This window comes from Pseudomonas sp. MF09156 (genome assembly GCF_059862305.1).
Genome location: NZ_JCBCUR010000001.1, coordinates 137,356 through 163,649, shown reverse-complemented (window position 1 = coordinate 163,649; position 26,294 = coordinate 137,356). Strand labels below are relative to the sequence as shown.

General features: G+C 61.0%; 26 protein-coding genes. 12 read left to right on the top strand and 14 right to left on the bottom strand.

Annotated elements, in window-relative coordinates:
- Positions 1–4 precede the first annotated feature (4 nt).
- The 8 genes from lptC to AC19YY_RS00740 all read left to right on the top strand — a co-directional run bounded on the left by lptC (position 5) and on the right by AC19YY_RS00740 (position 5,507).
- Entirely contained in the window at positions 5–577 is a 573-nt protein-coding gene (lptC, locus tag AC19YY_RS00775; RefSeq protein WP_169950875.1) for an LPS export ABC transporter periplasmic protein LptC, read from the top strand.
- Positions 564–1,097 carry a lipopolysaccharide transport periplasmic protein LptA gene (gene lptA / locus AC19YY_RS00770; RefSeq protein WP_169950877.1) on the top strand — a complete coding sequence of 178 codons (534 nt, stop codon included), beginning with the start codon at positions 564–566 and terminating at the stop codon, positions 1,095–1,097. Before lptC ends, lptA begins: the two co-directional genes overlap by 14 nt.
- A complete protein-coding gene (gene lptB, locus AC19YY_RS00765) occupies positions 1,097–1,822 on the top strand; it encodes an LPS export ABC transporter ATP-binding protein (protein WP_029291791.1) in 726 nt (241 codons plus the stop codon). Before lptA ends, lptB begins: the two co-directional genes overlap by 1 nt.
- 184 nt (positions 1,823–2,006) lie before the next feature.
- A complete protein-coding gene (locus AC19YY_RS00760) occupies positions 2,007–3,500 on the top strand; it encodes an RNA polymerase factor sigma-54 (RefSeq protein ID WP_169950879.1) in 1,494 nt (497 codons plus the stop codon).
- Positions 3,501–3,575: 75 nt separating this feature from the next.
- The gene (gene hpf / locus AC19YY_RS00755; RefSeq protein WP_032860085.1) at positions 3,576–3,881 is read left to right on the top strand and encodes a ribosome hibernation-promoting factor, HPF/YfiA family; all 306 of its coding nucleotides are present in this window, start codon (positions 3,576–3,578) and stop codon (positions 3,879–3,881) included.
- Between the two features lie 12 nt (positions 3,882–3,893).
- Positions 3,894–4,358: a PTS IIA-like nitrogen regulatory protein PtsN gene (gene ptsN, locus AC19YY_RS00750; RefSeq protein WP_029291796.1), complete on the top strand. Its 465-nt coding sequence runs from the start codon at positions 3,894–3,896 to the stop codon at positions 4,356–4,358.
- Between the two features lie 2 nt (positions 4,359–4,360).
- A complete protein-coding gene (rapZ, locus tag AC19YY_RS00745) occupies positions 4,361–5,218 on the top strand; it encodes an RNase adapter RapZ (RefSeq protein ID WP_169950881.1) in 858 nt (285 codons plus the stop codon).
- A gap of 16 nt (positions 5,219–5,234) precedes the next feature.
- Positions 5,235–5,507, top strand: a complete 273-nt coding sequence (locus tag AC19YY_RS00740) for an HPr family phosphocarrier protein (protein WP_170041742.1) — start codon at positions 5,235–5,237, stop codon at positions 5,505–5,507.
- Between the two features lie 121 nt (positions 5,508–5,628).
- Here AC19YY_RS00740 and AC19YY_RS00735 read toward each other — a convergent pair whose 3' ends face one another.
- The 6 genes from AC19YY_RS00735 to pmbA all read right to left on the bottom strand — a co-directional run bounded on the left by AC19YY_RS00735 (position 5,629) and on the right by pmbA (position 10,900).
- The gene (locus tag AC19YY_RS00735; protein WP_169950885.1) at positions 5,629–6,522 is read right to left on the bottom strand and encodes a ZIP family metal transporter; all 894 of its coding nucleotides are present in this window, start codon (positions 6,520–6,522) and stop codon (positions 5,629–5,631) included.
- Positions 6,523–6,553: 31 nt separating this feature from the next.
- Positions 6,554–7,165 (bottom strand): superoxide dismutase, encoded by a 612-nt coding sequence (locus AC19YY_RS00730; RefSeq protein WP_169950887.1) that lies wholly within the window; start codon positions 7,163–7,165, stop codon positions 6,554–6,556.
- Position 7,166: 1 nt separating this feature from the next.
- Positions 7,167–7,610 carry a DUF2753 family protein gene (locus AC19YY_RS00725; RefSeq protein ID WP_170056738.1) on the bottom strand — a complete coding sequence of 148 codons (444 nt, stop codon included), beginning with the start codon at positions 7,608–7,610 and terminating at the stop codon, positions 7,167–7,169.
- 27 nt (positions 7,611–7,637) lie between these two features.
- The gene (locus tag AC19YY_RS00720) at positions 7,638–9,014 is read right to left on the bottom strand and encodes a class II fumarate hydratase (protein ID WP_169950891.1); all 1,377 of its coding nucleotides are present in this window, start codon (positions 9,012–9,014) and stop codon (positions 7,638–7,640) included.
- Positions 9,007–9,402 carry a FagA protein gene (locus AC19YY_RS00715; RefSeq protein ID WP_169950894.1) on the bottom strand — a complete coding sequence of 132 codons (396 nt, stop codon included), beginning with the start codon at positions 9,400–9,402 and terminating at the stop codon, positions 9,007–9,009. The genes AC19YY_RS00720 and AC19YY_RS00715 overlap by 8 nt, the downstream gene beginning before the upstream one ends.
- 151 nt (positions 9,403–9,553) lie before the next feature.
- On the bottom strand, positions 9,554–10,900 hold the full coding sequence (gene pmbA / locus AC19YY_RS00710; RefSeq protein WP_169950896.1) for a metalloprotease PmbA: 1,347 nt from the start codon (positions 10,898–10,900) through the stop codon (positions 9,554–9,556).
- Between the two features lie 108 nt (positions 10,901–11,008).
- On the opposite strand from pmbA, the gene yjgA reads away from it, so the two are divergent.
- Positions 11,009–11,530, top strand: a complete 522-nt coding sequence (gene yjgA, locus AC19YY_RS00705) for a ribosome biogenesis factor YjgA (protein WP_029291815.1) — start codon at positions 11,009–11,011, stop codon at positions 11,528–11,530.
- Between the two features lie 45 nt (positions 11,531–11,575).
- Here the strand turns inward: yjgA and tldD are convergent, their stop codons facing one another.
- The 8 genes from tldD to mreB form a co-directional block, all read right to left on the bottom strand.
- On the bottom strand, positions 11,576–13,018 hold the full coding sequence (gene tldD / locus AC19YY_RS00700; protein ID WP_169950898.1) for a metalloprotease TldD: 1,443 nt from the start codon (positions 13,016–13,018) through the stop codon (positions 11,576–11,578).
- A gap of 16 nt (positions 13,019–13,034) precedes the next feature.
- A complete protein-coding gene (locus AC19YY_RS00695; protein WP_169950900.1) occupies positions 13,035–13,883 on the bottom strand; it encodes a carbon-nitrogen hydrolase family protein in 849 nt (282 codons plus the stop codon).
- Between the two features lie 48 nt (positions 13,884–13,931).
- Positions 13,932–17,747 (bottom strand): YhdP family protein, encoded by a 3,816-nt coding sequence (locus AC19YY_RS00690; RefSeq protein WP_500603760.1) that lies wholly within the window; start codon positions 17,745–17,747, stop codon positions 13,932–13,934.
- 75 nt (positions 17,748–17,822) lie between these two features.
- Positions 17,823–19,280: a ribonuclease G gene (gene rng / locus AC19YY_RS00685; RefSeq protein WP_169950904.1), complete on the bottom strand. Its 1,458-nt coding sequence runs from the start codon at positions 19,278–19,280 to the stop codon at positions 17,823–17,825.
- A gap of 69 nt (positions 19,281–19,349) precedes the next feature.
- Complete coding sequence (locus tag AC19YY_RS00680) at positions 19,350–19,946, bottom strand: Maf family protein (protein WP_169950906.1); 597 nt, start codon at positions 19,944–19,946, stop codon at positions 19,350–19,352.
- A 50-nt stretch (positions 19,947–19,996) separates the two neighbouring features.
- Positions 19,997–20,485, bottom strand: a complete 489-nt coding sequence (gene mreD / locus AC19YY_RS00675; protein WP_169950909.1) for a rod shape-determining protein MreD — start codon at positions 20,483–20,485, stop codon at positions 19,997–19,999.
- Positions 20,485–21,561 carry a rod shape-determining protein MreC gene (mreC, locus tag AC19YY_RS00670; protein ID WP_170041951.1) on the bottom strand — a complete coding sequence of 359 codons (1,077 nt, stop codon included), beginning with the start codon at positions 21,559–21,561 and terminating at the stop codon, positions 20,485–20,487. The genes mreD and mreC overlap by 1 nt, the downstream gene beginning before the upstream one ends.
- 138 nt (positions 21,562–21,699) lie before the next feature.
- Complete coding sequence (gene mreB, locus AC19YY_RS00665) at positions 21,700–22,737, bottom strand: rod shape-determining protein MreB (RefSeq protein ID WP_002555108.1); 1,038 nt, start codon at positions 22,735–22,737, stop codon at positions 21,700–21,702.
- A gap of 210 nt (positions 22,738–22,947) precedes the next feature.
- Between mreB and gatC the strand changes: the two genes are divergently transcribed.
- The 3 genes from gatC to gatB are packed head-to-tail and all read left to right on the top strand — an operon-like array spanning position 22,948 to position 26,159.
- Positions 22,948–23,235, top strand: a complete 288-nt coding sequence (gene gatC, locus AC19YY_RS00660; RefSeq protein WP_003216077.1) for an Asp-tRNA(Asn)/Glu-tRNA(Gln) amidotransferase subunit GatC — start codon at positions 22,948–22,950, stop codon at positions 23,233–23,235.
- A 16-nt stretch (positions 23,236–23,251) separates the two neighbouring features.
- The gene (gene gatA, locus AC19YY_RS00655) at positions 23,252–24,703 is read left to right on the top strand and encodes an Asp-tRNA(Asn)/Glu-tRNA(Gln) amidotransferase subunit GatA (protein WP_169950911.1); all 1,452 of its coding nucleotides are present in this window, start codon (positions 23,252–23,254) and stop codon (positions 24,701–24,703) included.
- 10 nt (positions 24,704–24,713) lie between these two features.
- On the top strand, positions 24,714–26,159 hold the full coding sequence (gene gatB, locus AC19YY_RS00650) for an Asp-tRNA(Asn)/Glu-tRNA(Gln) amidotransferase subunit GatB (protein WP_500603759.1): 1,446 nt from the start codon (positions 24,714–24,716) through the stop codon (positions 26,157–26,159).
- The last annotated feature ends 135 nt before the right edge of the window (positions 26,160–26,294 follow it).

Genomic DNA, 26,294 nt, shown 5'->3' with positions numbered 1-26,294 from the left:
TTCTATGCTGAGCAAAAAGATTCGCAACTTCCTGATATTCGGAGCCATCGCCGCGCTGTTCCTCGCGGTGGGCTACTGGAATATCAGCCCGGAGCGCTTCCTCGACCAGCCTGTCGCGCAGGTCGACCAGGGCGCCATCGACTATTACGCCACCAACGCCTACAGCGTGCAGTTCCTGCCAGACGGCAAAGTGCAGTACGAAATGACGTCGGACAAGGTCGAACACCTGAAGGCTTCGGAGGTCACATTGCTGACCAATCCGGACCTGAACCTGTATCGCGGCACCGAATTTCCGTGGCACGTCACCAGTAAGCGTGGCGAGGTCAACCCGGACGGTACCGAAGTGGAGCTGATCGACTCGGTGCGTGTTGCCCGCACCGACGCCCAAAACCGCGACACCATTATTACCAGCAGTCGCATGACCGTATTCCCACAGAAGCAATATGCGCAGACCGAGCAAGACGTTAGAATCGACGGCGCTGGCGGTGTATCGACTGGCAAGGGAATGAAAGCGTATTTGAAAGAAAGCAGGATACACCTGCTATCGAACGTAAGAGGACAGTATGAGGCTCGTTAAAACCCTCCCTATTTTGCTCGGTCTGGGCGCAGCACTGGGAAGCGTGAGCGCCTGGGCTCTGCCGAACGATAGCCAGCAACCGATCCACATTCAGGCTGACGATGCGCAGTTGGATGACAAACAAGGTATCGCGACCTACAAGGGCGACGTAATCATCACTCAAGGCTCGATGAAGATTACCGGCAATACCGTAACCCTGACCCGCACCCCGGCTGGCGACATCGACGTCGTGACCTCGGTGGGCAACCTGGCCTATTTCGAGCAGCAACAGGCGGCGACCGACCCAGCTCCGATCAAGGGCTACGGCGTGACCATCCAGTACCATGCCCCGCAGAATCGCATCGTACTGACCGACCGCGCCAAAGTGATCAGCAGTGACGGCAACTCGACCGAAGGCGAGAAAATCGTCTACGACACCGTCAAGCAGGTCGCCACTGCCGGCCGCGCCAATGGCACCAAGGTCACTGCGCCACGTCCGCGCATCGACATGGTTATCCAGCCGAAGAAGAAGGCCCAGTAATGGCAACCCTGAAAGCCCAGCATCTGGCCAAGGCCTATAAAAGCCGTCAGGTCGTGCGCGACGTCAGCCTGTCGATCGACAGCGGCCAGATCGTCGGCCTGCTTGGCCCCAACGGTGCCGGCAAGACCACCTGCTTCTACATGATTGTCGGCCTGGTCCAAGCGGACCAGGGTCGCGTATTGATCGACGACCTGGACGTCAGCCACCAGCCCATGCACGGTCGTGCACGGGCCGGGATCGGCTATCTCCCCCAGGAGGCGTCGATCTTCCGCAAACTGTCGGTGTCCGACAACATCATGGCGATCCTTGAAACCCGCAAGGAACTGGATCGCGACGGACGCCGCCAGGAGCTGGAAAGCCTGCTGCAGGAGTTCCACATCAACCACATTCGCGACAACCTCGGCATGAGCCTGTCCGGCGGCGAGCGCCGTCGCGTGGAAATCGCCCGCGCCCTGGCCACTGCACCGAAGTTCATCCTGCTGGATGAACCCTTCGCCGGTGTCGACCCGATTTCGGTAGGCGACATCAAGCAGATCATCCATCACCTCAAGGCCAAGGGGATCGGCGTACTGATCACCGACCACAACGTGCGTGAGACCCTAGATATCTGCGAAACCGCCTACATCGTCAACGACGGCCAACTGATTGCCGAAGGCGACTCCGCCACCATCCTGGCCAACGAACTGGTCAAGGAAGTGTACCTGGGGCACGAGTTCCGCCTGTAAGCGCTGGGGTGTCAGGACATTCGCCATCAGGCGCGGGAGTCAATAAAAACCTCATTATTTTTATTGTTACCGCGCTCTAGGCAAAGCCCCCGATATCAGGCATATAATTTGCTTATGTTTGGCGCTCACGCGCCCTGTCGTGGATGGCGCGTTGCGCCGGCGAATAAGGTGTTAAGCCCCTGCCATGAAACCATCGCTAGTCCTGAGAATGGGCCAGCAGCTGACGATGACACCGCAGCTGCAACAGGCCATCCGCCTGCTCCAATTGTCGACCCTGGACCTGCAACAGGAAATCCAGGAGGCCCTGGAGTCCAACCCGATGCTCGAACGCCAGGAAGAAGGCGACGACTTCGATAATGCCGACCCGCTGGCCGACAACATAGAGCAAAAACCCAACACTGACGTCCAGGAACCGTCCTACCAGGAAACCGCACCCACGGTGGATAACCTGGAAGAAGGCGAATGGAACGAACGCATCCCCAATGAACTGCCGGTGGATACGGCATGGGAAGATGTCTACCAGACCAGCGCCAGCAGCCTGCCCAGCAACGACGATGACGAGTGGGACTTCACCACCCGCACCTCCGTCGGCGAAAGCCTGCAGAGCCACTTGCTGTGGCAACTGAACCTTGCCCCGATGTCCGACACCGATCGCCTGATCGCCGTGACCCTGATCGACTGCATCAACAATCAGGGCTACCTGGACGAAACCCTTGAAGAAATCCTCGAGGCCTTCGACCCGGAGCTGGATATCGAGCTGGACGAAATCGAAGCGGTCCTGCACCGCATCCAGCAGTTCGAGCCTGCCGGCATTGGCGCGCGCAACCTCAGCGAGTGCCTGTTGCTGCAATTGCGCCAACTGCCCGCCAAGACACCGTGGCTGACCGAGGCCCAACGCCTGGTCACCGATTACATCGACCTGTTGGGCAGCCGCGACTACAGCCAGCTGATGCGCCGGATGAAGCTCAAGGAAGATGACCTGCGCCAGATCATCGAACTGGTACAGAGCCTCAACCCGCGCCCTGGCTCGCAGATCGAGTCCAGCGAAGCCGAATATGTCGTACCTGACGTAATTGTGCGCAAGGACAACGAGCGCTGGCTGGTGGAACTGAACCAGGAATCGGTGCCACGCCTGCGGGTCAACCCGCAGTACGCAGGCTTCGTGCGCCGGGCCGATACCAGTGCGGACAACACGTTCATGCGCAACCAGTTGCAGGAAGCGCGCTGGTTCATCAAGAGCCTGCAAAGCCGCAACGAGACCCTGATGAAAGTGGCCACCCAGATCGTCGAGCATCAGCGCGGCTTCCTGGAGTACGGCGACGAAGCGATGAAGCCGCTGGTACTGCATGACATTGCCGAGGCAGTCGGCATGCATGAATCGACTATTTCCCGGGTCACTACGCAGAAATTCATGCATACCCCACGGGGTATATATGAGCTGAAATACTTTTTCTCCAGCCACGTCAGCACCTCCGAGGGCGGCGAATGCTCGTCCACGGCGATCCGCGCGATCATCAAAAAACTGGTTGCGGCGGAAAATCAGAAAAAGCCGTTGAGTGACAGCAAGATCGCTGGTTTACTGGAAGCACAAGGCATTCAGGTCGCCCGTCGAACCGTCGCCAAGTACCGCGAGTCCCTTGGGATCGCGCCTTCCAGCGAGCGTAAGCGGTTGATGTGACGGGCAGGCCACAGCGTTCCAGTGGCGGGTATTCCTACCCGCCGCTTTATGCACTGGCAACGAAGGAGAAGCTGTATGCAAGTCAACATCAGTGGACACCAACTGGAAGTGACCGAACCGCTGCGCGCCTACATCAGCGAAAAACTCAAACGAATTGAGGGGCATTTCGACAAGATCACCAATGTGCAAGTCATCATGTCTGTCGAAAAGCTGAAGCAGAAAATCGAAGCCACCTTGCGTATACCCGGCGGGGAAGTAGTCGCCAATGCAGAGCATTCAGACATGTATGCCGCCATTGACGACCTGACCGACAAGCTGGATCGCCAAATCAAAAAGCATAAGGAAAAGCAGCAGAGCCTTCTTCAAGGCACAGGCCGCTAACACTCCCCACCCATGATTCGACTTGAAACCATCCTGACCCCCGGCCGTTCCCTCGTGAACGCGCCGGGCGGCAGTAAAAAGAAAGCACTCGAACAGATTGCCAACCTGATCAGCCGCGAAGTGCCTGAACTGGTGATGCAAGACGTGTATGAGGCCCTGATCGCCCGTGAAAAACTTGGCTCGACCGGTTTTGGCAACGGCATCGCTATTCCTCATTGCCGCCTCAAAGGCTGTGAAACACCGGTAAGCGCCCTGCTGCACCTGGACGCCCCCACTGATTTCGACGCCATCGATGGCGCTCCGGTTGACCTGCTGTTCGTCCTGCTGGTCCCGGAAGCGGCCACCGATGCACACCTGGAGCTGCTCCGGCAGATCGCCAGCATGCTCGACCGTGAAGAAGTACGTAAGAAACTGCGTAGCGCCAGCACCAATGAAGCGCTGTATCAGGTTGTCCTGGATGAGCAAAGCGGGCAGTAATCATGCGTTTGATCATCGTCAGCGGGCGTTCCGGCTCAGGTAAAAGTACGGCCCTCAATGTGCTAGAGGACAACGGCTTCTATTGCATCGACAACTTGCCGGCCGGCCTCCTGCCCGAGCTGGCCGAGCGCGCGCTGATCCATACCGAACTGGCGCAACCGTTGGTGGCCGTTTCGATCGACGCACGCAACCTACCCAGCCACCTCACGCGATTCCCGGAATTGCTTGAAGAGGTACGTGCCAAGCATATTCATTGCGACGTGCTGTACCTGGACGCCGACGAAGAAACGCTGCTCAAGCGCTTCTCGGAGACCCGTCGCCGCCACCCGCTGAGCAGCCCACACCGCTCGCTGGCCGAAGCCATCGAAGACGAGACCAAGCTGTTGGGGCCGATCATCGATTTGGCCGACCTCAAGATCAATACCACTAGCCTGAACCTTTACCAGCTGCGTGACGCCATCAAGCTGCGCCTGCTGAACCAACCGGAACCGGGCACGGCCTTCCTGGTTGAATCCTTTGGTTTCAAGCGGGGCATGCCGGTAGACGCCGACCTGGTATTTGACGTGCGTTGCCTGCCCAACCCTTATTGGAAGCCGGAACTGCGCGATCAGTCCGGGCTGGACCTACCGGTTGCCGAGTACCTGGCGGCGCAACCGGATGTGGAAGAGATGTTCCAGGACATCTCCAGCTACCTGCTCAAGTGGCTACCGCGCTTTGCCGCCAGCAACCGGGCCTACGTCACCATCGCTATCGGCTGTACCGGCGGGCATCACCGCTCCGTCTACCTAACCGAGCGGCTGGGCCAGGTCTTGCAGAAAACCCTCAAGAATGTCCAGGTTCGCCACCGCGACCTCAGCTGAAAGGAACACCTTCGCGATGCCCGCTCTGGAAATTGAAATCATCAACAAACTGGGCCTGCATGCCCGCGCGTCGGCTAAATTTGTCGGGGTAGCGGGCCAGTTTCCTTGCCAGGTGCGTGCCGGGCGTACACCGGAGTCCATGGTCGATGGTAAAAGCATCATGGCCATGATGATGCTCGCCGCAGGCAAGGGCACCAAGATTCATCTGAAGACCGAAGGTGAGCAGGAGCAGGAAGCGCTGGATGCGCTGGTGAAGCTAATCAACAATTACTTCGATGAAGGCGAATAGCCCCTGTACGGGCTTGCGTGGGAGCTGGCTTGCCTGCGATAGCATCACCTCGGTCTAGACGAAAAACCGGGGTGCCTGCATCGCAGGCAAGCCAGCTCCTACATTGGGTTTGCGCTAGGCATCAGCCCAGCGCTGTATCCATTGCCATCATCAGGCAAAACCCAATGCACAACCCCAGGCTGGCGAGCTTGTCATGGCCATTGCGGCGCGACTCGGGGATCACTTCATGAGTCACCACCAATAGCATCGCCCCCGCCGCCAGCGCCAGCCCTAAAGGCAGCAACATCTCGGCCAGGCTGACCAACCAGGCACACAGCACGGCAAACACCGGCTCCACCAGCCCGGATGCCGCGCCGATCAAGAAGGCCTTGACCCGCGACATCCCCGCCCCAGCCAACACCAACGCGATCACCAACCCTTCCGGTACATCCTGCAAGGCGATGCCCATGGCCAGGCTGTCGGCATCGGGCATGCCGCCCCCCGCCGAGACGCCCACCGCCATGCCTTCGGGGATGTTGTGGGCAATGATGGCAAATACAAACAGCCAGATGCGTGGTGGAATTACCGGTTTGTCAGGGGTGCCAACCAGCAGCTCCGGACTGGCACCGGAGACCTTGCGGTCCACCAGGAACAGGCCGAAGGCGCCCAGCATGATGCCGAAGCTGATCAGGCCGCTGGACGCCCAGGGGCTGAGCCCCAGGTTTTCAGCGGCGGCAATCCCCGGCACGACCAGCGAAAACGCGGTCGCCGCTAACATCACGCCAGCGCCAAACCCCAGCAGTGTGTCGCTGACCGCCAACGGCATCCGCCGGATCACCAGTACCGGCACCGCGCCCAATGCAGTGCCCAGGGCACAGATTGCGCCACCTTGCAGGGCACGCAGGATCCGCGGCTCGAGGTTCAGCCAGGCCAGCCCGTGGGCCACCAGCAATGCAGTTCCAGCCAATAGCAGCAGCGAGCCAAACGCATAGCGGAACATTCGTACGCTGCTGATCGCCAGTGTTTCAGTGCCCATAGTCGGCCTTAGGTCTTGTTATGAGAGGGCATTAAGCCAGTGCAGCCTGGTAGCGCTCAGCGACTTCCGGCCAGTTGATAACACTGTAGAAAGCGTTGATGTATTCAGGACGGCGGTTCTGATACAGCAGGTAGTAGGCGTGCTCCCAAACGTCCAGACCGAGGATCGGCGTATTGCCGTTCATCAACGGGCTGTCCTGGTTACCACTGCTCTCGACCACCAGGGTCTTTTGCGGGGTCACGCTCAGCCAAGCCCAACCACTGCCGAAGCGGGTCAGCGCAGCTTTGGTGAAGGCCTCCTTGAAGGCATCAAAGCCACCCAACTGCGCATCAATCGCCTGGCCCAGGGCGCCTTCGGGCTTGCCGCCGCCTTTGGGCGACATGACCGCCCAGAACAACGAGTGGTTGGCATGCCCGCCCCCCTGGTTGATCACCGCTGCGCGCAGTTTTTCCGGCAGTTGCTGGACGCTGGAGACCAGTTTCTCGATGGGCCAGCCGGCGAACTCGGTGCCTTCGACGGCGGCATTGAGGTTGTTGATGTAGGTCTGGTGGTGCTTGGTGTAGTGGATTTCCATGGTTTGCGCATCGATATGCGGTTCCAGGGCGTCGTAGGCGTAAGGCAAGGCAGGCAAGGTGTAGGACATATCAATGTGCTCCATAGAAAGGGCTGTTGCGGGTCGGCGCATCCGTCTGCGCCGTATTGCTGCCCAGCAAGCGATGGGTACGGGGGTACTCGCCGTGATCGCTGATGAAATTCAACAGTTCGACGTAGGTCTTGCTGCTCTGGCGCAAGGCTGCCTCGCGCAATGCTTGAGGCAGCCGGGTGTCCTGCATGGTCTGCAGCAAGCGCTGGTGAATGGCGCAGAGGTATTCGGCGCTTTCTTCAGGCTGGTTCAGGCGCAGATGCAGGTCCGCCAGGTTGTGATGGGAAATGACGCAGGCCGCCACCGCCTCGTCGGCATCACCCCAGCGCTCGAACAACACTTGGGCCAGGGCCAGGGCTTGCAGGTAATGCTCGCGGGCATCCACCAGTTCGCCTTGCACAAAGCAGCGATTGGCCCGTTCGATCGTGCGTTTCCAGTGCTCCATGGTGAGCCTCCAAAGCAGGGTCGGTAATTACACGCCACCCGCCGTGAGCTTTTCCGGGTCCAAGAGGACTTCCAGTTGGCTGCGGGGCAGGTCGGTGTGCTCGAGCGCCACATCAATCACCGGCCGGCCTTGTTGATAGGCTTTCTTGGCGATTTCAGCGGCCTTTTGGTACCCAATGATCGGGTTGAGTGCGGTGACCAGGATCGGGTTGCGCGACAGCGCTTCCTTGAGCTTGGGTTCGTTGACCTTGAAGCTGGCGATGGCCTTGTCTGCCAGCAGACGACTGGAGTTGGCCAACAGCTCCAGGCTGCTGAGCAGGTTCTGGGCGATGATCGGCAGCATCACGTTGAGTTCGAAGTTGCCGGACTGACCGGCGATGGTGATTACGCTGTCATTGCCGATCACCTGTGCCGCAACCATTGCGGTGGCCTCTGGAATCACCGGATTGACCTTGCCCGGCATGATCGACGAGCCTGGTTGCAGGCCTTCGAGCTCGATTTCACCGAGACCGGCGAGTGGGCCGGAGTTCATCCAGCGCAGGTCGTTGGCGATTTTCATCAGCGACACGGCAATGGCCTTCAGTTGGCCGGAGACGGCGACGGCGGTGTCCTGGGAGCCAATCAGAGCAAACAGGTTCGTACCCGGTGTGAACTGCACCTGGGTCAGGCTGCTCAACTGCTGGCTGAAACGCGCCGCAAACTCAGGGTGCGCATTGATCCCGGTACCTACCGCAGTACCGCCCTGGGCCAGGGCCTGCAGGCTTGGCAACAAGCCCTGCAAGTGAGCGATATTGGCCTTGAGTTGCTGCGCCCACCCTTCGAGAACCTGGCTCATGCGTACAGGCATGGCGTCCATCAGGTGAGTGCGCCCGGTCTTGATGAACGGATGAACCTCTACCGCCTTGCGCTCGATCACCTCAACCAGGTGCAGCAATGCCGGCAACGTCTGTTCATGCAACACCAGCGCGGCGCTGACGTGAATGGTGGTCGGGATGATGTCGTTGCTGCTTTGCCCACAATTGACGTGGTCATTAGGGTTGACCGGTTCGCCCAACAGGCGGCTGGCCAGGGTCGCAAGCACTTCGTTGGCATTCATGTTGGAGCTGGTGCCGGAGCCGGTCTGGAAGATATCCACAGGGAAGTGCTGCATGAAGTCACCTTCCAGCAAACCCTGGGCGGCGTCGACGATGGCTTTGCCCTGGCTTGCACTGATCTGCTTGAGATCGACGTTGGCCTTGGCGGCCGCGGCCTTGGCCAGGATCAGGGCACGGATGAACTGGGTCGGCATGCGCTGGTGGCTGATCGGAAAGTTATCCACCGCACGCTGGGTTTGTGCGCCATACAACGCGTCGGCCGGCACTCGCAGTTCGCCCATGCTGTCGCGTTCGATACGGGTATTACTCATCGGAAGATCCTTGCACCAAGTCGGAGTGAGAAATCGAAGGTTGCAGTTCGCAAGTCGCCAATTGCCAGGCAAAGGTCTGCCAGCGCTTGAGGCGACAGGCGCAGTGAGAGAGGTTTTCCAGGTCGCGCAGCGGGCGCCAGGCCTGGTCCAGGCACGTGGAGCGCCAATGCCAGGGCAAGGCGATATCGGTGGCGGTATCGATCAGCAGGCGGAACGAGGTCTCGGCGATGGTCCACGGGTGCGTAGCCGTGCAGCAGGCCAGGTAGCGCCCCTCGTTCAGATAATGCTCGATCAGGCGCGGCTCGTCAGGGTTGAGCCCACAGCGAATCTGGCGACTCATCCAGCGCCAGCTTTCCAGGTAGGGATCCTCGTGCAGGACAGAACTCATGATCCACGCTCACTCGATAATGATATTTATTATTAAATGATATTGAGAATCAAAACAAGCTCTTGAACCTATACCTTTGTCGGCCTTGGGATATTCCAGGCAAAAAAAAGCGCCACCCTTGGGGTGGCGCTGTTGTGTAACCGGTTGGTACTTAGCTGCCGGCGACGGTCATGCGTTCGATCAGCACCGAGCCAGTGCGGATATTGCTGCGCAGTTCCAGATCGTTACCCACGGCGACGATCTGTTTGAACATATCGCGCATGTTGCCGGCGATGGTCACTTCCTGGACTGCGAACTGAATTTCGCCATTCTCCACCCAGAACCCTGCCGCACCTCGGGAATAATCCCCCGTCACCATGTTCAAGCCATGGCCCATCAATTCGGTCACCAACAAGCCACGGCCCATGCGCCGCAGCAGCGCCGCCTGGTCTTCGTCGCCATGGGTCACGAACAGGTTGTGCACGCCACCGGAGTTGGCGGTGCTGGGCAAACCGAGCTTGCGCCCGGCGTAGGTACCGAGCACGTAGGACACCAGCTCACCGTTCTCGACAAACGGCTTGGCGTAGGTTGCCAGGCCATCGCCATCAAAGGCCGAGCTGCCCATGGCGCGCATCAGGTGCGGGCGCTCATCCAGGGTCAGCCACTCGGGAAACAACTTCTGCCCCAGCGCGCCCTCAAGGAACGACGACTTGCGGTACAGGTTGCCCCCGGAAATCGCCCCCAGGAAACTGCCGAACAGGCCACCCGCCAACTCCGCCGAAAACAGCACCGGCACTTCGCACGTCGGCACCGGGCGTGCGCCCAGGCGGCTCGCGGCCCGTTGCGCGGCGCGCTGGCCAATGCTCACCGGGTCCGCCAACAACTCACCCTGGCGACTTACGTCATACCAGTAGTCACGCTGCATCTGGCCATCGGCCTCGGCAATCATCACGCAGCTCAAGCTATGGCGTGTCGACGCGTAGCCGCCGATAAACCCGTGGCTGTTGCCATACACACGGCAACCTTGATGGGTACTCAGGGTAGTGCCATCGGCATTCTTGATCCGGCTGTCGGTGTCGAACGCCGCGGCTTCGCAGGCCAGGGCCTTTTCGATGGCCTGCTCGGGGGTGATATCCCAGGCGTGATACAGATCGAAATCTTTCAGGTCCCGCGCCATCAGGGCCGCATCCGCCAAGCCCGAGGCCTCGTCTTCGGAAGTGTGCTTGGCAATCGCCAGGGCGGCGGCGACGGTTTCGCGAATGGCTTCCGGGCCACTGGCCGAGGTGCTGGCCGAGCCTTTGCGCTGCCCCACATACAAGGTGATGCCAAAACCCTGGTCGCGGTTGAACTCAACGGTTTCCACCTCCCGCTGGCGTACCGAAGTCGATAGGCCCTGCTCCAGGGATACCGCCACTTCACAGGCACTGGCACCCTGGCGCTTGGCCTCCGCGATGATCTGTTCAACTTGTTCCTGCAGTGCCGGTAACGCTTGTGGACCGACGCTTTGGGCTGCACTCATGGTGTTCTCCACTCAAATTCTGCTTTCGGTTAAGGCCATCGAGCGACCGGGCCGGACAAGCGGCCCCCGACTGGTTATCATGGCGGCGTTTCTTTGCGGACTGCCACCATGGTTGATTCTTACGACGACTCCCTCGATGGGGAGAAAAGCAAAACCCAGGTCAAACGCGAGCTGCATGCTCTGGTTGATCTCGGCGAGCGCCTTACAACACTCAAGCCGGACTTGATTGCCAAACTGCCTCTGACCGACGAAATGCGCCGGGCCCTGGCAGATGCACCCAAGCACACCGCGAATATCGCGCGTAAACGGCACATCATGTTTATCGGCAAGCTGATGCGCGACCAGGACACTGACGCCATTCTGACTTTGCTCGACCAACTCGATGCTTCCACACGCCAGTACAACGAACGTTTCCATAACCTGGAGCGTTGGCGCGACCGCCTGATCGGCGGTGACGACGCTGTACTGGAGAAGTTCGTCCTGGACTATCCGGATGCCGACCGCCAGCAACTGCGCTCCCTGATCCGTCAGGCCCAGCACGAACTGGCACAGAACAAGGCGCCGGCCACCAGCCGTAAAATCTTCAAGTACATCCGTGAGCTGGACGAGACTCAACGCGGCCTGCGCTGATCCTCTTCCCCGGGTGGCGGTCTTCGCCACCCGAAGCTCCACGCCTTACGACCCCGTGCCACCCACGGTGATCGCATCAATTTTCAGGGTTGGCTGGCCGACACCGACCGGCACCGACTGCCCATCCTTGCCACACATCCCCACACCGCTGTCCAGCGCCAGGTCGTTACCGACCATCGACACCTTGCTCATGGCTTCCGGGCCGTTGCCAATCAGGGTTGCCCCCTTGACCGGCGCGGTGATCTTGCCGTCCTCGATCAAATAGGCCTCGCTGGTGGAGAACACGAACTTGCCGCTGGTGATGTCCACCTGACCGCCACCAAGGTTGGCGCAATAGATCCCGCGCTTCACCGAGGCAATGATCTCTGCCGGATCGCTTTCGCCTGCGAGCATGTAGGTATTGGTCATGCGGGGCATCGGCAAATGCGCGTAGGACTCGCGACGACCGTTGCCGGTGCGCGCCACACCCATCAGGCGCGCGTTGAGCTTGTCTTGCATGTAGCCCTTGAGCACACCGTTTTCGATCAGCGTGGTGCACTCGGTCGGCGTCCCTTCGTCGTCGACGCTCAGGGAACCACGGCGGCCAGCCAACGTGCCGTCATCGACGATGGTGCAGAGTTTGGAGGCGACCATTTCGCCCATGCGCCCGCTGTAGGCGGAACTGCCCTTGCGGTTGAAGTCGCCTTCCAGGCCATGCCCTACCGCTTCGTGGAGCAATACACCCGACCAGCCCGAGCCCAGCACCACCGGCAACGTACCGGCCGGTGCGGGGATGGCTTCCAGATTGACCAGCGCCTGGCGCAACGCCTCGCGGGCATAGCCCATGGCGCGGTCTTCGGCGAGGAAATAGCGATAATCCGTACGCCCACCGCCGCCATGGCCGCCGCGCTCGCGACGCCCGTTCTGCTCGACGATCACACTGACATTGAAACGCACCAGCGGCCGCACATCCGCCGCCAGGCTACCATCGGTGGATGCCACCAGGATCCGCTCCCAGACCCCGGCCATGCTCACGCTCACCTGCTGGATGCGCGGGTCAAGGGCACGGGTTGCAGCATCCACGCGTTTGAGCAGCTCGACCTTTTCGGCTCGGGTCATGACTTCCAACGGGTTATCCGGGCCGTACAACTGGGTCACGTCCTGGGTGCTGAACGCTTGCACGGTGCCATTCTGCCCAGCGCGGGAAATCGAGCGCGCCGCGCGGGCGGCCAGGCCCAGGGCTTCCAGGGTGATGGCATTGCTGTAGGCGAAGCCGGTCTTTTCACCGGATTGCGCACGCACGCCAACCCCTTGGTCCATGTTGAAGCTGCCATCCTTGACGATCCCGTCTTCCAGGGACCATGACTCGGAGATCTGGCCCTGGAAATACAGGTCTGCGGCATCGATGCCCGGCCCGGCCAGGTCGCCCAGTACGGTTTGCAGATTTTCGATGGTCACGCCACCGGGCGCCAGGAGGTGTTCACTGACTGAGGACAACAACTCGCTCATAGGTTCGGCCTTAAATTCATCGTTCTGAAGCAGGTCGCTGCGCGCCCTGCGAGAAAAAGCGCCGGTGGCCTGCCACCGGCATGCGCGCCCGTATCGACGCTTGTTCGCTGCTATCGCGTTCGGCCAACAACACCGCTTCGCCTTGATTCTGTTGTGCCAGCACTCGCCCCCATGGGTCGACAATCGCCCCATGGCCATAGGTTTCCCGCGGCCCCGGATGTACTCCGCCCTGGGCGGCCGCCAGCAGGTAACACTGGGTTTCGATTGCCCGCGCACGGATCAGCACATCCCAGTGCGCCGCGCCGGTTACCGCCGTAAAGGCCGAAGGCGCGGTAATCAATTCGGCGCCCGCCGCGCGCAATTCGCTGTACAGCTCCGGGAAGCGCAAGTCGTAACAGACCGTGAGCCCCAGACGCCCTACCGGCGTATCGGCCACCACCACTTGGTTGCCGTAAGCATAGTCGTCGGATTCACGATAACGACCGCGCGTGTCAGCCACATCCACGTCAAACAGGTGCAGCTTGTCGTAACGGGCCGCGATCTGCCCCTGCGCGTCGATCAACAGCGAGCAGGCGTTGGACTTGGCGTCGGGCTGCCCGAGGGGAGGCAATGGCAAGGTACCGGCCACTATCCATAAGTTGAGGTCGCGGGCGGCCAGTTTCAACCAGGGCAGGATCGGCCCCTCGCCCACCGCTTCGGCGCGGCCGATAGCCGCCACGTCGCGGCGACCCATGGCGGCGAAGTTTTCCGGCAGGACCGCCAGTTGCGCGCCCCCTGCCGCCGCCCGCTCCAGCAAGCTCCGGGCCTGGGCTAGGTTGGCCAGGACGTCGCTCTGGCTGACCATCTGGATTACCGCAAAGCACATGGGCCGACACTCCAAAAAAAGCATGGGGCCATGCTACTCCACAGGCGCTTACTGTGGTTTTTCAAATGGCTTGTCAAAGGTGATTTTGGGATCTTTCCAGGGCCCTTCCACCTTGTACTGGACGCTGGCGAAACGCGACACCCGATCACCGATCAGCTTGTCGATCAGGAACAACGCGCCACCAATGGCCGGCGCGCCCACAATCAACGCGGCAATCGGCAGGTTGTTGGTCACCGGCAAAGTCACCAGCAACTTGGCATCCACACGATCGGCAACCAGGTCCAGGGTGCCGTTAAGCTCCAGGTTGCTCGACGGCCCGGTGAGGATGATCGGCTCGCGGGTCACAAACACACCATTGCTGGCGGCCAGCAGGCCCTTGACCCGGTCGTAGCTCAGGCCCTTGCCAAGCAAATCCGAGAAGTCCAGGCGCAAACGCCGGCCAATCGAGTTGAAGTTCAGCAGGCCAAATACCCGCAACGCCTGGGCACCGCCCTCGACCTCGACGAACTGGCCCTTGCGGAACGAAGCATCCAGGCTGCCGGAAAAACGCTTGGGCCCAACCCACGCGGGCGAACCCGGCCAGCGCCCGTCAACATCCAGATGGAAGTCCTGGCTGGTGACCGTGGGCGCAAAACCCCAGCCCTTGAGCACATCGGCGATGTTCTTGCCGTCCAGGCGCCCCTTGTACCAACTGCTGCTGGCGGCCGGCGCACCCTCCCAGCCACCGGCCCCCTTGAGCTGCATGCCCTTGAGGCCCAGGTCGAGGTTGTTGAACGCCATGCCCTTGGCTGTCGGACGCACCTTCAACGACCAGGCGCCGATCAAGTCAGGCCCCTGGAACAACTGGGCAATGGCGATATCCAGCGCGGGAATGTCCTTGGGATCGATGCTCGCCAGGGGATCAGGCGCGTTTTCATCGGCCTGCACCGTAGGGTCGACCGCCGGCAACTTCACGTACTGCAGGTTGATGGCAATGGGTGCGCCCTTGGCATCCGGCAGGCCCACAGTGCCCTTGACCTGCTGGCTGTCGAGCTGCAAGCCCCAGGCAGCGGGCTTGCGGTCCAGTTTCAGGGCGACCTGGTCGAGTTGGGTACCAAACCCTGTCAGCTTGCCGATCTTGAAGTCGGCACTGCTCAACAGTTGCTTGGCATTGCCGCCTGGGTCATTGCCGGCGTAACGGTCGACCAACTTCTTCCAGGGATCGATATCCAGCTCCGACAATACCCCGCGAATCCGCAAGCCCTTGCCACCGGGCAGCAAGGCATCACCATCCCCGAGGAACAGCTCGCCACGGCCCTGGGCAAAATTGTTCGCCGGAGCGGCAAAGGTAAAGTTCGCCAACTCGCCGTAATCAAACCAGTAGCGCCGCTCCGCTCCCTGCAATGTCATGCGCAACACACTGTCACGGCCCTGGCTGGCGGGCATGCCAAATGGCGCAGGCAAATCCACCGCCACGCCCTTGAGGTTGGAGCTGACCCGCAACTGGCTGTCGGCACCGTCCAGGTCCAGTTGCAGTTGATAAGGGATATCTCCGGATACGGGCAGCGGCTGGCTGACTTTCAGCCAGTCGGTGAGCCGCTTGACCGTCACCTGGCCCTTGGCCGTGACCCGCGTGCTGAGATTGCCCGGTCTGCCACCGGCCGCAATCTGCGCCGTGATCGGCCGGTCGAAGGCTTGGGCGCTGATGTTCTGCCCACTCAGGCCCTTGGCACTGTCGAAGCGGAACTCACCCTTGAGCTGGTTCAGGTCCAGGGTCGGCTCGGCCAGTTGCAGGCGCGCCTTGTCGGTCTTGAAGTCCACCACGATCTTCGGCTCGGTGCCCTTGGCCAGGGGAATATCCAGGTCCAGGGAACCTCGCAGGTCGCCCTCGCCCTTCCAGCCGGCAAACGTCGATGCCGTACCGATGGGCGCGTCCTGGAGGATCTTCAGGCCGTCCCCCAGCCCACCGGCAAACCCGCCCGTCAGCAGCAGATGGCTGTCATGGCCGGGCAACGCATGGGGAATGTTGACGTAGATCCCCTTGACCTTGGTATCGAGCAATTGCCCCTTGCTGGCCAGGATGCGCACGCCGGTCTCTTCGACAAACACTTCACCGGCCACCTTGCTCACATGAGGCCAGCCCGGCTGGAACGCCAACTCGGCATCATGCACCTTGAAGAACAGGCTGATATTGCGTGCCGCCGTCACCGCATCGTGGTTCAGCGAGCCTTGATACTGGAAGAAGCCTTCATCGACCGCGCCCTTGAGAATTGCCGTACGCAGCCATTCATCCAGGGCCGGGCTCAGGACCGCCGGCAAGTATTTGGGGGTAAAGCGCCCATCGCCATCGACCATGCCGACCCGCAGGTCCATGTAGTCTTCCTGGCTATGATCGAAATGCAGGCGAATCAGGAAATCCGCTGCGATCTTGCCCTCTTCCCCCAGCACCTTGATATACGGCGCGATCAGCGTGAAGCCTTGCTTATCCAGCTTCCACGTCAGGCGCGCGTTGGCCTGGAGGTACTGCCAGGGCTTGGCGAAAATCGGGTCCAGGTGCAGGACGAAATCCTTGCTGTCCATGCGCAGTTCGCCCTGGCCCAGGTCACCGCTGATGCTGCCGGAGACGTTGCGGGCTGCCGGCGCGCCGAAATAGGCGTCAAAGCCCACGCGCTCGAGGTTGGCAGCAAAGCTCACGCGCTGATCGCCCGCGTCCTGGGGACGATAATCCACCAGCACATTGCGCAGCACGCCCGTGGCCTTCAACGCTTCGACGGTCTTGGCAAAACCTTCCGGCAATGGCGCGAGGGCGTTGAGCAGAGGGGTAATCGGTGTCAGGTCCAGGCGGTCGGCCTGCAGCCTCCAGGTTTCCTGCGCCTTATCAGTGGCCAGGGTTTGCTGCAATTGCAGGTGCGACTCCCAACGGGTGTCGCCCAGGTTCATGGCCAACGAATCGAAGATCACCTTCAGGCCGCTGTCGCTGCGCTGCAGGTAAGCCGTCAGGCCCAGGTTCTGGATGCTCGTGGGCTTGCGCTGGGCATAACGGACCTTCACCTGTGGCGCATTGAGCCGGGCGGCGGCGCTTTGCAGCGTGCCATTGGCCCAGGTCAGCCAGAATTCACCGCCGGCTTTCAACTCGCTGAGTTTCCAGTCCCGAGTCAACTTCGCCGGAATCCACTGCGCCCAATTGCTCTGGGGCAGGCTCAGGTAGGCCTGCACTTCACCGTCGCGCCACTGGCTGGCACGGATCCGCGTGCGCAGGCTGAGGGCCAGCGGTTGCCCATCGGGCAAGGTCAGGCGCGCATCCAGGCGCTGGCGGGTGGTACCGGTTTGCAGGCTCAGCCCCACATAGGTCAAGGTCAGCGGCGCTTGCTCGAACGGCTGCAAGGTGACCTGGCTGTCCAGCAGCGAGACCTTGGCCACCGCCTGCATGCGCTTGAGCAGTTGCTCGGGGTCCAGGGGCTGGTCGTCCTGCACCGGCAGGCCTTGCAACGCCCAGCGGCCGTCCTGGTCTTCCTTGACGCTGAGCTGCAAGCCGCTGACTTCCAGATGGGCAATGCGCACATCCCACGCCAGCAGGCTGGCCCACAGGTCGGGCACCACTTGCACCTGGTCCAGGCGCAAGGCACTGCTGCCTTCACCGACCATCACGTCATGGGCCAGCAATACCGGGGCAAAACCGCTCCAGCGCCCCTCCAGGCTGCCAATACTCAGGGGCATAGCAACCGCCGCCTGCGCCTTGGCCTCGACTTCGCCGCGGTACTCCGCCACCAATGGCGTCAATTCACGACCCAGGCTGACGTAGACCGCCGCCAGTACCAACAGCAATGCACACAGGCCAAGGCCCCAACGGGTCAGTGCGGCAAAAAAGCGTTGCAGACGCTCCATGTCAGGCGACCCTCAAGGTAATAGTCGGACGGCAGATCAAGGTCTGGCGGTCTCGTTGAAAAAGACTGATGCGGATCAGAGCAGCACCACGTCGTATTGTTCCTGGGAATACATGGTTTCGACCTGGAAACGGATGGTGCGGCCAATAAAGCCCTCCAATTCCGCAACGTTGCCCGACTCTTCGTCCAGCAACCGGTCCACCACCTTCTGGTTGGCCAGGACTCTATAACCCTCGGCCTGGTAAGCGCGTGCCTCCCGCAGAATTTCCCGGAAAATCTCGTAGCAAACCGTTTCCGGGGTCTTCAACTTGCCGCGCCCCTGGCAACTGCTGCACGGCTCACACAGCACCTGCTCAAGGCTCTCGCGGGTGCGTTTGCGGGTCATCTGCACCAGGCCCAACTCGGTGATCCCGATAATGTTGGTCTTGGCGTGATCGCGCTCTAGTTGCTTTTCAAGGGTGCGCAATACCTGGCGCTGATGCTCTTCATCTTCCATGTCGATGAAGTCGATGATGATGATCCCGCCCAGGTTGCGCAGGCGCAGTTGACGGGCAATGGCGGTGGCGGCCTCGAGGTTGGTCTTGAAGATGGTTTCTTCAAGGTTGCGATGGCCGACGAAAGCACCGGTGTTCACATCAATGGTGCTCATGGCTTCTGCCGGGTCGACCACCAGGTAGCCACCAGACTTGAGTGGCACCTTGCGCTCCAGGGCCTTCTGGATTTCGTCCTCGACGCCATATAGGTCGAAAATCGGCCGTTCACCGGGGTAGTGCTCCAGGCGGTCGGCGATTTCCGGCATCAGTTCGGCAACAAATTGCGTGGTGCGCTGGAAGGTTTCCCGCGAATCGATGCGAATTTTCTCGATCTTGGGGCTGACCAGGTCGCGCAAGGTCCGCAGGGCCAGGCCCAGGTCTTCATAGATGACGCTCGGCGCGCCGACGGTCTTGATCTGGGCACCGATCTGGTCCCACAGCCGCCGCAGGTAGCGGATGTCCATGAGGATTTCATCGGCACCGGCACCTTCGGCGGCGGTACGCAGGATAAAGCCGCCGGCCTCCTTGATGCCTTCGGCCGCCACGCAATCGCTGACGACCTTTTTCAGGCGCTCACGCTCACCTTCGTCTTCGATTTTCAGGGAAATACCGACATGGGCAGTGCGCGGCATGTACACCAGGTAACGCGAAGGAATCGACAACTGTGTGGTCAGGCGCGCGCCCTTGGAGCCGATCGGGTCCTTGGTGACTTGCACCACCAGGCTCTGCCCTTCATGCACCAGGGCGCTGATGCTTTCGACCGCCGGGCCTTCGCGCAGGGAAATTTCCGAGGCATGGATAAACGCCGCGCGGTCCAGGCCGATATCGACAAAGGCCGCCTGCATGCCCGGCAATACCCTTACAACCTTGCCTTTATAGATATTGCCGACAATCCCGCGCTTCTGGGTGCGCTCGACGTGCACTTCTTGCAAAACACCGTTTTCTACCACCGCCACGCGCGATTCCATCGGCGTGATATTGATCAGAATCTCTTCACTCATGGCTGGGTCTCGTTCAGGCGTTTTCACAATAGTGGCCGATCGCTTAAATATGGCGCTGGAGTTAGGCGTTCAGCGCACGGAAAGGTGTTGCCAACAGGGTATGCCGAAATGGCCCAGCAGTTCTGCTGTTTCGCAGACCGGCAAGCCAACGACCGCGGAGTAACTGCCATTTAGCCCGGCGACAAATACCGCCGCCAAGCCTTGGATAGCATAGCCGCCCGCCTTGTCCTGAGGCTCCCCGCTGTGCCAGTAAGTCGTTGCCTCGTGTGTGCAAACCTGGCGAAAGCGCACGCGGCTGCTGACCAGACGCGTTTCGCAGCGCAGGTCACTGAGCACGGCAATGGCGGTGAGGACTTCGTGTTCACGATCAGAAAGGGCCAGCAACATGGCCAGGGCATCGGCCTGGTCCAGGGGCTTGCCCAGGATCCGGCCATCCAGGATGACGGCGGTATCGGCGCCCAGCACGCAGGCATTGGCGGTATCGGCCAGTGTCGCCAGGCCTGCGGCGGCTTTGCCACGGGCCAGGCGTTCGACGTAGGACGCCGGCGACTCGTCGCCCAGGGGTGTTTCATCGATAGCCGCGCTGACCACAGTGAACGGCACGCCGATCTGGGTCAGCAATTCACGCCGCCGAGGAGAGCCGGAGGCCAGATAAAGTGCATGCATTGCAGACTCTCCCTGTGGGTTCGATAACCAGGCAGAGCCTCGCGACCCACTCAATTGATTTTATAGCGGCGACGCAACCCACGCAGGCCGAAGCTGACCCATGGCCACAACAGCGCACTGACCAGGGCCGGCAAGACCAGCGCCAGGGTCGGTTGGCGGTTGCCGGTCAGGGCACTAAGCCACAGCTGCACCAATTGGGCCAGGCCGAAGATCACCAGGATCACCAGGCACTGCTGCCACATCGGGAACATCCGCAGGCGTTGCTGCAACGACAGCACCAGGAAGGTAATCAGCGTAAGAATCAAGGCGTTCTGGCCGAGCAACGTGCCATACATCACATCTTCAGCCAGCCCCAGGCACATGGCCGTGACCATGCCGACCTTGTGCGGCAGGGCCAGCGCCCAGAAGGCCAGGAGCAACGCCAGCCACAGCGGGCGCAGGATTTCCATGAATTGCGGCATCGGCGAAACGCTGAGCAGCATGCCGATGGCAAAGGTCAACCAGACCATCCAGCCATTGCGCGAATGAGTGCCGGCCATTATTGCGCCCCTTGTCGAGTGGTTGCCGGTGCAGGTGCCGCCGCTGGCGCAGTCGCCGCTGGCTTGACCGGCCGAGCCGGTTGGGCCACCGGTTTGGCAGGTGTCGCCACAGCAGGCGCGGCAGGTGCAACCGGTGTCGCCACGGGTGCCGCCGGTTTGGGTACGGTTGCCGGAATAACCGGCGTCGTGGTGCCGTCTTGCTTGTCCTGCGCTTCCTGGGCCTGGGCGGCTTCGTTGGCGCGCTCTTCCGGCGTACGCGTGTCGCTGAACACCAGCAACAGGTAGCGGCTACGGTTCAGCGCGGCCGTCGGCACGGCGCGGACAATCGCAAACGGCTGGCCGGAATCGTGGATCACTTCCTTGACCGTCGCCACCGGATAGCCTGCCGGGAAGCGCTGGCCAAGGCCGGAGCTGACCAGCAGGTCGCCTTCCTTGATGTCGGCGGTGTCCGCCACATGCCGCAACTCCAGGCGTTCCGGGTTACCGGTGCCGCTGGCAATCGCCCGCAGGCCATTGCGGTTGACCTGCACCGGAATGCTGTGGGTGGTGTCGGTCAGCAGCAGCACGCGGGAGGTATAGGGCATCAACTCCACCACCTGGCCCATCAGGCCACGGGCATCGAGCACCGGCTGGCCAAGGACCACACCATCGCGCTCGCCCTTGTTGATGATGATGCGATGGGTGAAGGGGTTGGGGTCCATGCCGATCAACTCGGCCACTTCGACCTTTTCATTGACCAGCGCGGAAGAGTTGAGCAACTCGCGCAGCCGAACGTTCTGCTCGGTCAGGGCCGCCAGCTTTTGCATGCGCCCCTGCAACAGCAGGTTTTCGGTCTTGAGTTTTTCGTTTTCGGCCACAAGCTCGGTACGGCTGCCAAACTGGCTGGCCACGCCTTGCCATAGCCGTTGCGGCAGGTCGGTGATCCAGTAGGACTGCATCAATACCAGCGACATTTGGCTACGCACTGGCTTGAGCAGTGTGAAGCGGGCATCGACCACCATCAGCGCGACCGATAGCACGACCAGCACCAACAAGCGCACGCCCAATGAGGGGCCTTTAGTGAAGAGCGGTTTAATAGGCCGCTCCTCCCGGGCAGATATTCTCTTTATTCATACGGCATCAAACCGGCCTGGATGCAGATTGAAGAAGATAAACGCCAACAGGCAGCACTGCAAAGTGCTGCCTGTTGGCGAAACATGGTGCAACCAACGATCTTATTCGCTGGAGAGCAGGTCCATGGTGTGTTTATCCATCATTTCCAGTGCACGACCACCGCCACGGGCAACGCAGGTCAGCGGGTCTTCGGCGACGATCACCGGCAGACCGGTTTCCTGGGCCAGCAGCTTGTCGAGGTCACGCAGCAAGGCGCCACCACCGGTCAGCACCAGGCCACGCTCGGCGATATCGGAAGCCAGCTCCGGCGGCGATTGCTCCAGCGCGCTTTTTACTGCCTGAACGATGGTGGCCAGGGACTCTTGCAGAGCTTCCAGCACTTCATTGGAGTTCAGGGTAAAGGCACGTGGTACGCCTTCGGCCAGGTTGCGACCGCGAACATCGACTTCGCGCACTTCGCCGCCCGGGTAAGCGGTACCGATTTCCTGCTTGATGCGCTCGGCGGTGGATTCGCCGATCAGGCTGCCGTAGTTACGACGCACATAAGTGATGATCGCTTCGTCGAAGCGGTCGCCGCCAACCCGCACGGATTCGGCATACACCACGCCATTGAGGGAAATCAGGGCGATTTCTGTGGTACCGCCCCCGATATCCACCACCATCGAACCGCGCGCCTCTTCAACCGGCAGGCCGGCACCGATGGCAGCAGCCATTGGCTCTTCGATCAGGAACACTTCGCGGGCACCGGCACCAAGGGCCGATTCACGGATGGCCCGACGCTCCACCTGGGTGGATTTGCACGGTACGCAGATCAGCACACGAGGGCTGGGCTGCAGGAAACTGTTTTCGTGAACCTTGTTGATGAAGTACTGCAGCATCTTCTCGCAGACGCTGAAGTCGGCGATCACGCCGTCTTTCATCGGACGAATGGCGGCAATGTTGCCAGGTGTGCGGCCGAGCATGCGCTTGGCCTCGGTGCCCACGGCAACGACACTTTTCTGATTACCATGGGTCCGAATGGCCACAACCGATGGCTCATTCAGGACGATACCGCGCTCGCGCACGTAAATAAGGGTGTTGGCAGTGCCCAGGTCGATGGAAAGATCGCTGGAAAACATGCCACGCAGTTTCTTGAACATGGGAAAGGGACCCTAGGCAACGCGTGGGTAAAAAAGTGCGGCAAACTCTAACAACGACAGGGATTTTGGGCAAGGCGCCAATGTGCTAAATTGGCCGACTTTCTGTGCACCTAACCCCACAATCGCGGCCTTATGACCGTAGAAATGCGGTAGTGTTCCGACAATCTAACACACGGATAGCTTCCGTTCTGTTTTCCACTGGAGAATCCCATGGCGCTTGAACGCTCCGACGTGGAAAAAATCGCTCATTTGGCCTGCCTGGGCCTCAATGAAGCCGATCTTCCACAGACCACCGCAGCCCTGAACAGCATTCTCGGGCTGGTCGACCAGATGCAGGCGGTAAACACCGACGGCATCGAACCCCTGGCCCACCCACTGGAAGCCAGCCAGCGCCTGCGCGCAGACGTCGTGACCGAACGCAATAATCGCGAGGCCTACCAGTCCATCGCACCAGCGGTCGAAAACGGCCTGTACCTGGTTCCGAAAGTCATCGACTAAAGGGAAAGAGCCTGCAATGCATCAATTGACTCTGGCCGAGATCGCCCGCGGTCTCGCCGACAAAAAGTTTTCTTCCGAAGAGCTGACCAAGACCCTGCTGGCGCGCATCGCCGCGCTGGATCCGAAGGTCAACAGCTTTATCAGCCTCACCGAGGAGCTGGCACTAGGCCAGGCCAAGGCCGCCGACGCCCGTCGCGCCAACGGTGAAAGCGGCGCGCTGCTGGGTGCGCCCATCGGTCACAAGGACCTGTTCTGCACCCAGGGTATCCGCACCAGCTGCGGCTCGAAGATGCTCGACAACTTCAAGGCGCCCTACGACGCGACCGTGGTCGCCAAGCTTGCCGAAGCCGGGGCCGTGACCCTGGGCAAGACCAACATGGACGAATTCGCCATGGGTTCGGCCAACGAATCGAGCTACTACGGCGCAGTGAAAAACCCGTGGAACCTCGAACACGTGCCCGGCGGATCTTCCGGTGGCTCGGCAGCAGCCGTGGCCGCGCGCCTGCTGCCGGCCGCTACAGCCACCGATACCGGCGGTTCGATCCGCCAGCCAGCCGCATTCACCAACCTCACCGGCCTGAAACCGACCTACGGGCGTGTTTCCCGCTGGGGCATGATTGCGTACGCCTCCAGTCTCGACCAGGGCGGCCCCCTGGCCCGCAGCGCCGAAGACTGCGCAATATTGTTACAAGGCATGGCTGGCTTCGATGGGAAGGACTCCACCAGCATCGATGAACCCGTGCCGGACTACAGCGCCAGCCTCAATACCTCGCTCAAAGGCCTGCGTATCGGCGTGCCGAAAGAGTATTTCAGCGCCGGCCTCGACCCACGTATCGCCGAACTGGTGCACAACAGCATCAAGGAGCTGGAAAAGCTCGGCGCGGTGATCAAGGAAATCAGCCTGCCGAACAACCAGCACGCGATTGCGGCGTACTACGTGATCGCCCCGGCAGAGGCCTCGTCGAACCTGTCGCGCTTCGACGGCGTGCGTTTCGGCTACCGCTGTGAAGCCCCGAAAGACCTCACCGACCTGTACAAACGCTCCCGTGGCGAAGGCTTCGGCGTGGAAGTGCAGCGCCGGATCATGGTCGGTGCCTACGCCCTGTCGGCCGGCTACTACGACGCGTACTACCTCAAGGCGCAAAAAATCCGACGCCTGATCAAAAATGACTTCATGGCTGCCTTTAATGAAGTCGACGTGATCATCGGTCCGACTACACCGAACCCGGCCTGGAAGATCGGCGCCAAGACCGGTGACCCGATCGCCGAGTATCTTGAAGACCTCTACACCATCACCGCCAACCTCGCGGGCTTGCCGGGCTTGTCCATGCCTGCAGGTTTCGTCGATGGCCTGCCGGTGGGCGTGCAGTTGCTCGCCCCGTATTTCCAGGAAGGCCGCTTGCTCAATGTGGCGCACCAGTACCAGTTGAACACTGACTGGCACACTCGCACCCCAACCGGCTTCTGAGGAGAACACTATGCAATGGGAAGTTGTGATCGGGCTGGAGATTCATACCCAGCTCGCCACCCAATCGAAGATTTTCTCCGGTAGCGCCACCACGTTCGGTGCAGAACCCAACACCCAGGCCAGCCTGGTAGACCTGGGCATGCCTGGCGTATTGCCGGTACTGAACCAGGAAGCGGTACGCATGGCGGTGATGTTCGGCCTGGCGATTGACGCCCAGATCGGCCAGCACAACGTGTTTGCGCGCAAGAACTACTTCTACCCGGACCTGCCCAAGGGCTACCAGATCAGCCAGATGGAGCTGCCGATCGTCGGCAAGGGCTACCTGGACATCCCCCTGGAAGACGGCACCATCAAACGTGTCGGCGTGACCCGTGCGCACCTGGAAGAAGATGCTGGCAAGAGCCTGCATGAAGAATTCAATGGCGCCACCGGCATCGACCTGAACCGCGCCGGCACGCCACTGCTGGAAATCGTGTCCGAGCCGGACATGCGCAGCGCCAAGGAAGCCGTGGCCTACGTCAAGACCATCCACGCGCTGGTGCGCTATCTGGGCATCTGCGACGGCAACATGGCCGAAGGCTCCCTGCGTTGCGACTGCAACGTGTCGGTGCGGCCAAAAGGCCAGGTCGAGTACGGCACTCGCTGCGAGATCAAGAACGTCAACTCGTTCCGTTTCATCGAGAAGGCGATCAACACCGAAGTCCGTCGCCAGATCGAGCTGATCGAAGACGGCGGCAAGGTGATCCAGCAGACGCGCCTGTACGACCCGAACAAAGACGAAACCCGCGCCATGCGCAGCAAAGAGGAAGCCAACGACTACCGTTACTTCCCCGATCCGGACCTGTTGCCGGTGGTGATCGAGGATTCGTTCCTCAATGACGTGCGCGCGACCCTGCCGGAATTGCCACCGCAAAAACGCGAGCGCTTCCAGGCGCAGTTCGGTCTTTCGGTGTATGACGCCAGCGTCCTGGCGTCGAGCCGCGAGCAAGCCGACTACTTTGAAAAAGTCGTGAGCATTGCCAGTGACGCCAAGCTGGCCGCCAACTGGGTCATGGTTGAACTGGGCAGCCTGTTGAACAAACAGGGCCTGGAAATCGACGAAGCCCCGGTAACGGCCGAACAGTTGGGCGGCATGTTGCTGCGCATCAAGGACAACACCATCTCCGGCAAGATCGCCAAGACCGTGTTTGAAGCCATGGCCAGCGGTGAAGGCAGCGCCGACGAGATCATCGAGAAACGCGGCCTCAAGCAAGTCACCGACAGCGGCGCGATCTCGGCCGTGCTGGATGAAATGCTGGCGGCCAACGCCGAGCAGGTCGAGCAGTACCGTGCAGCGGACGAAGCCAAACGCGGCAAGATGTTCGGCTTCTTCGTAGGCCAGGCGATGAAGGCCTCCAAAGGCAAGGCCAACCCGCAACAGGTGAACGAATTGCTCAAGAGCAAGCTCGAAGGCTGATAACGGTTGCCGCCCTGTGGGAGCCGGCTTGTGAAGGAGCTGGCTTGCCTGCGATAGCATCACCTCGGTGCATCTGAAAAACCGAGGCGCCCGCATCGCAGGCAAGCCAGCTTCTACAAAGGTCGGTTCCCATAT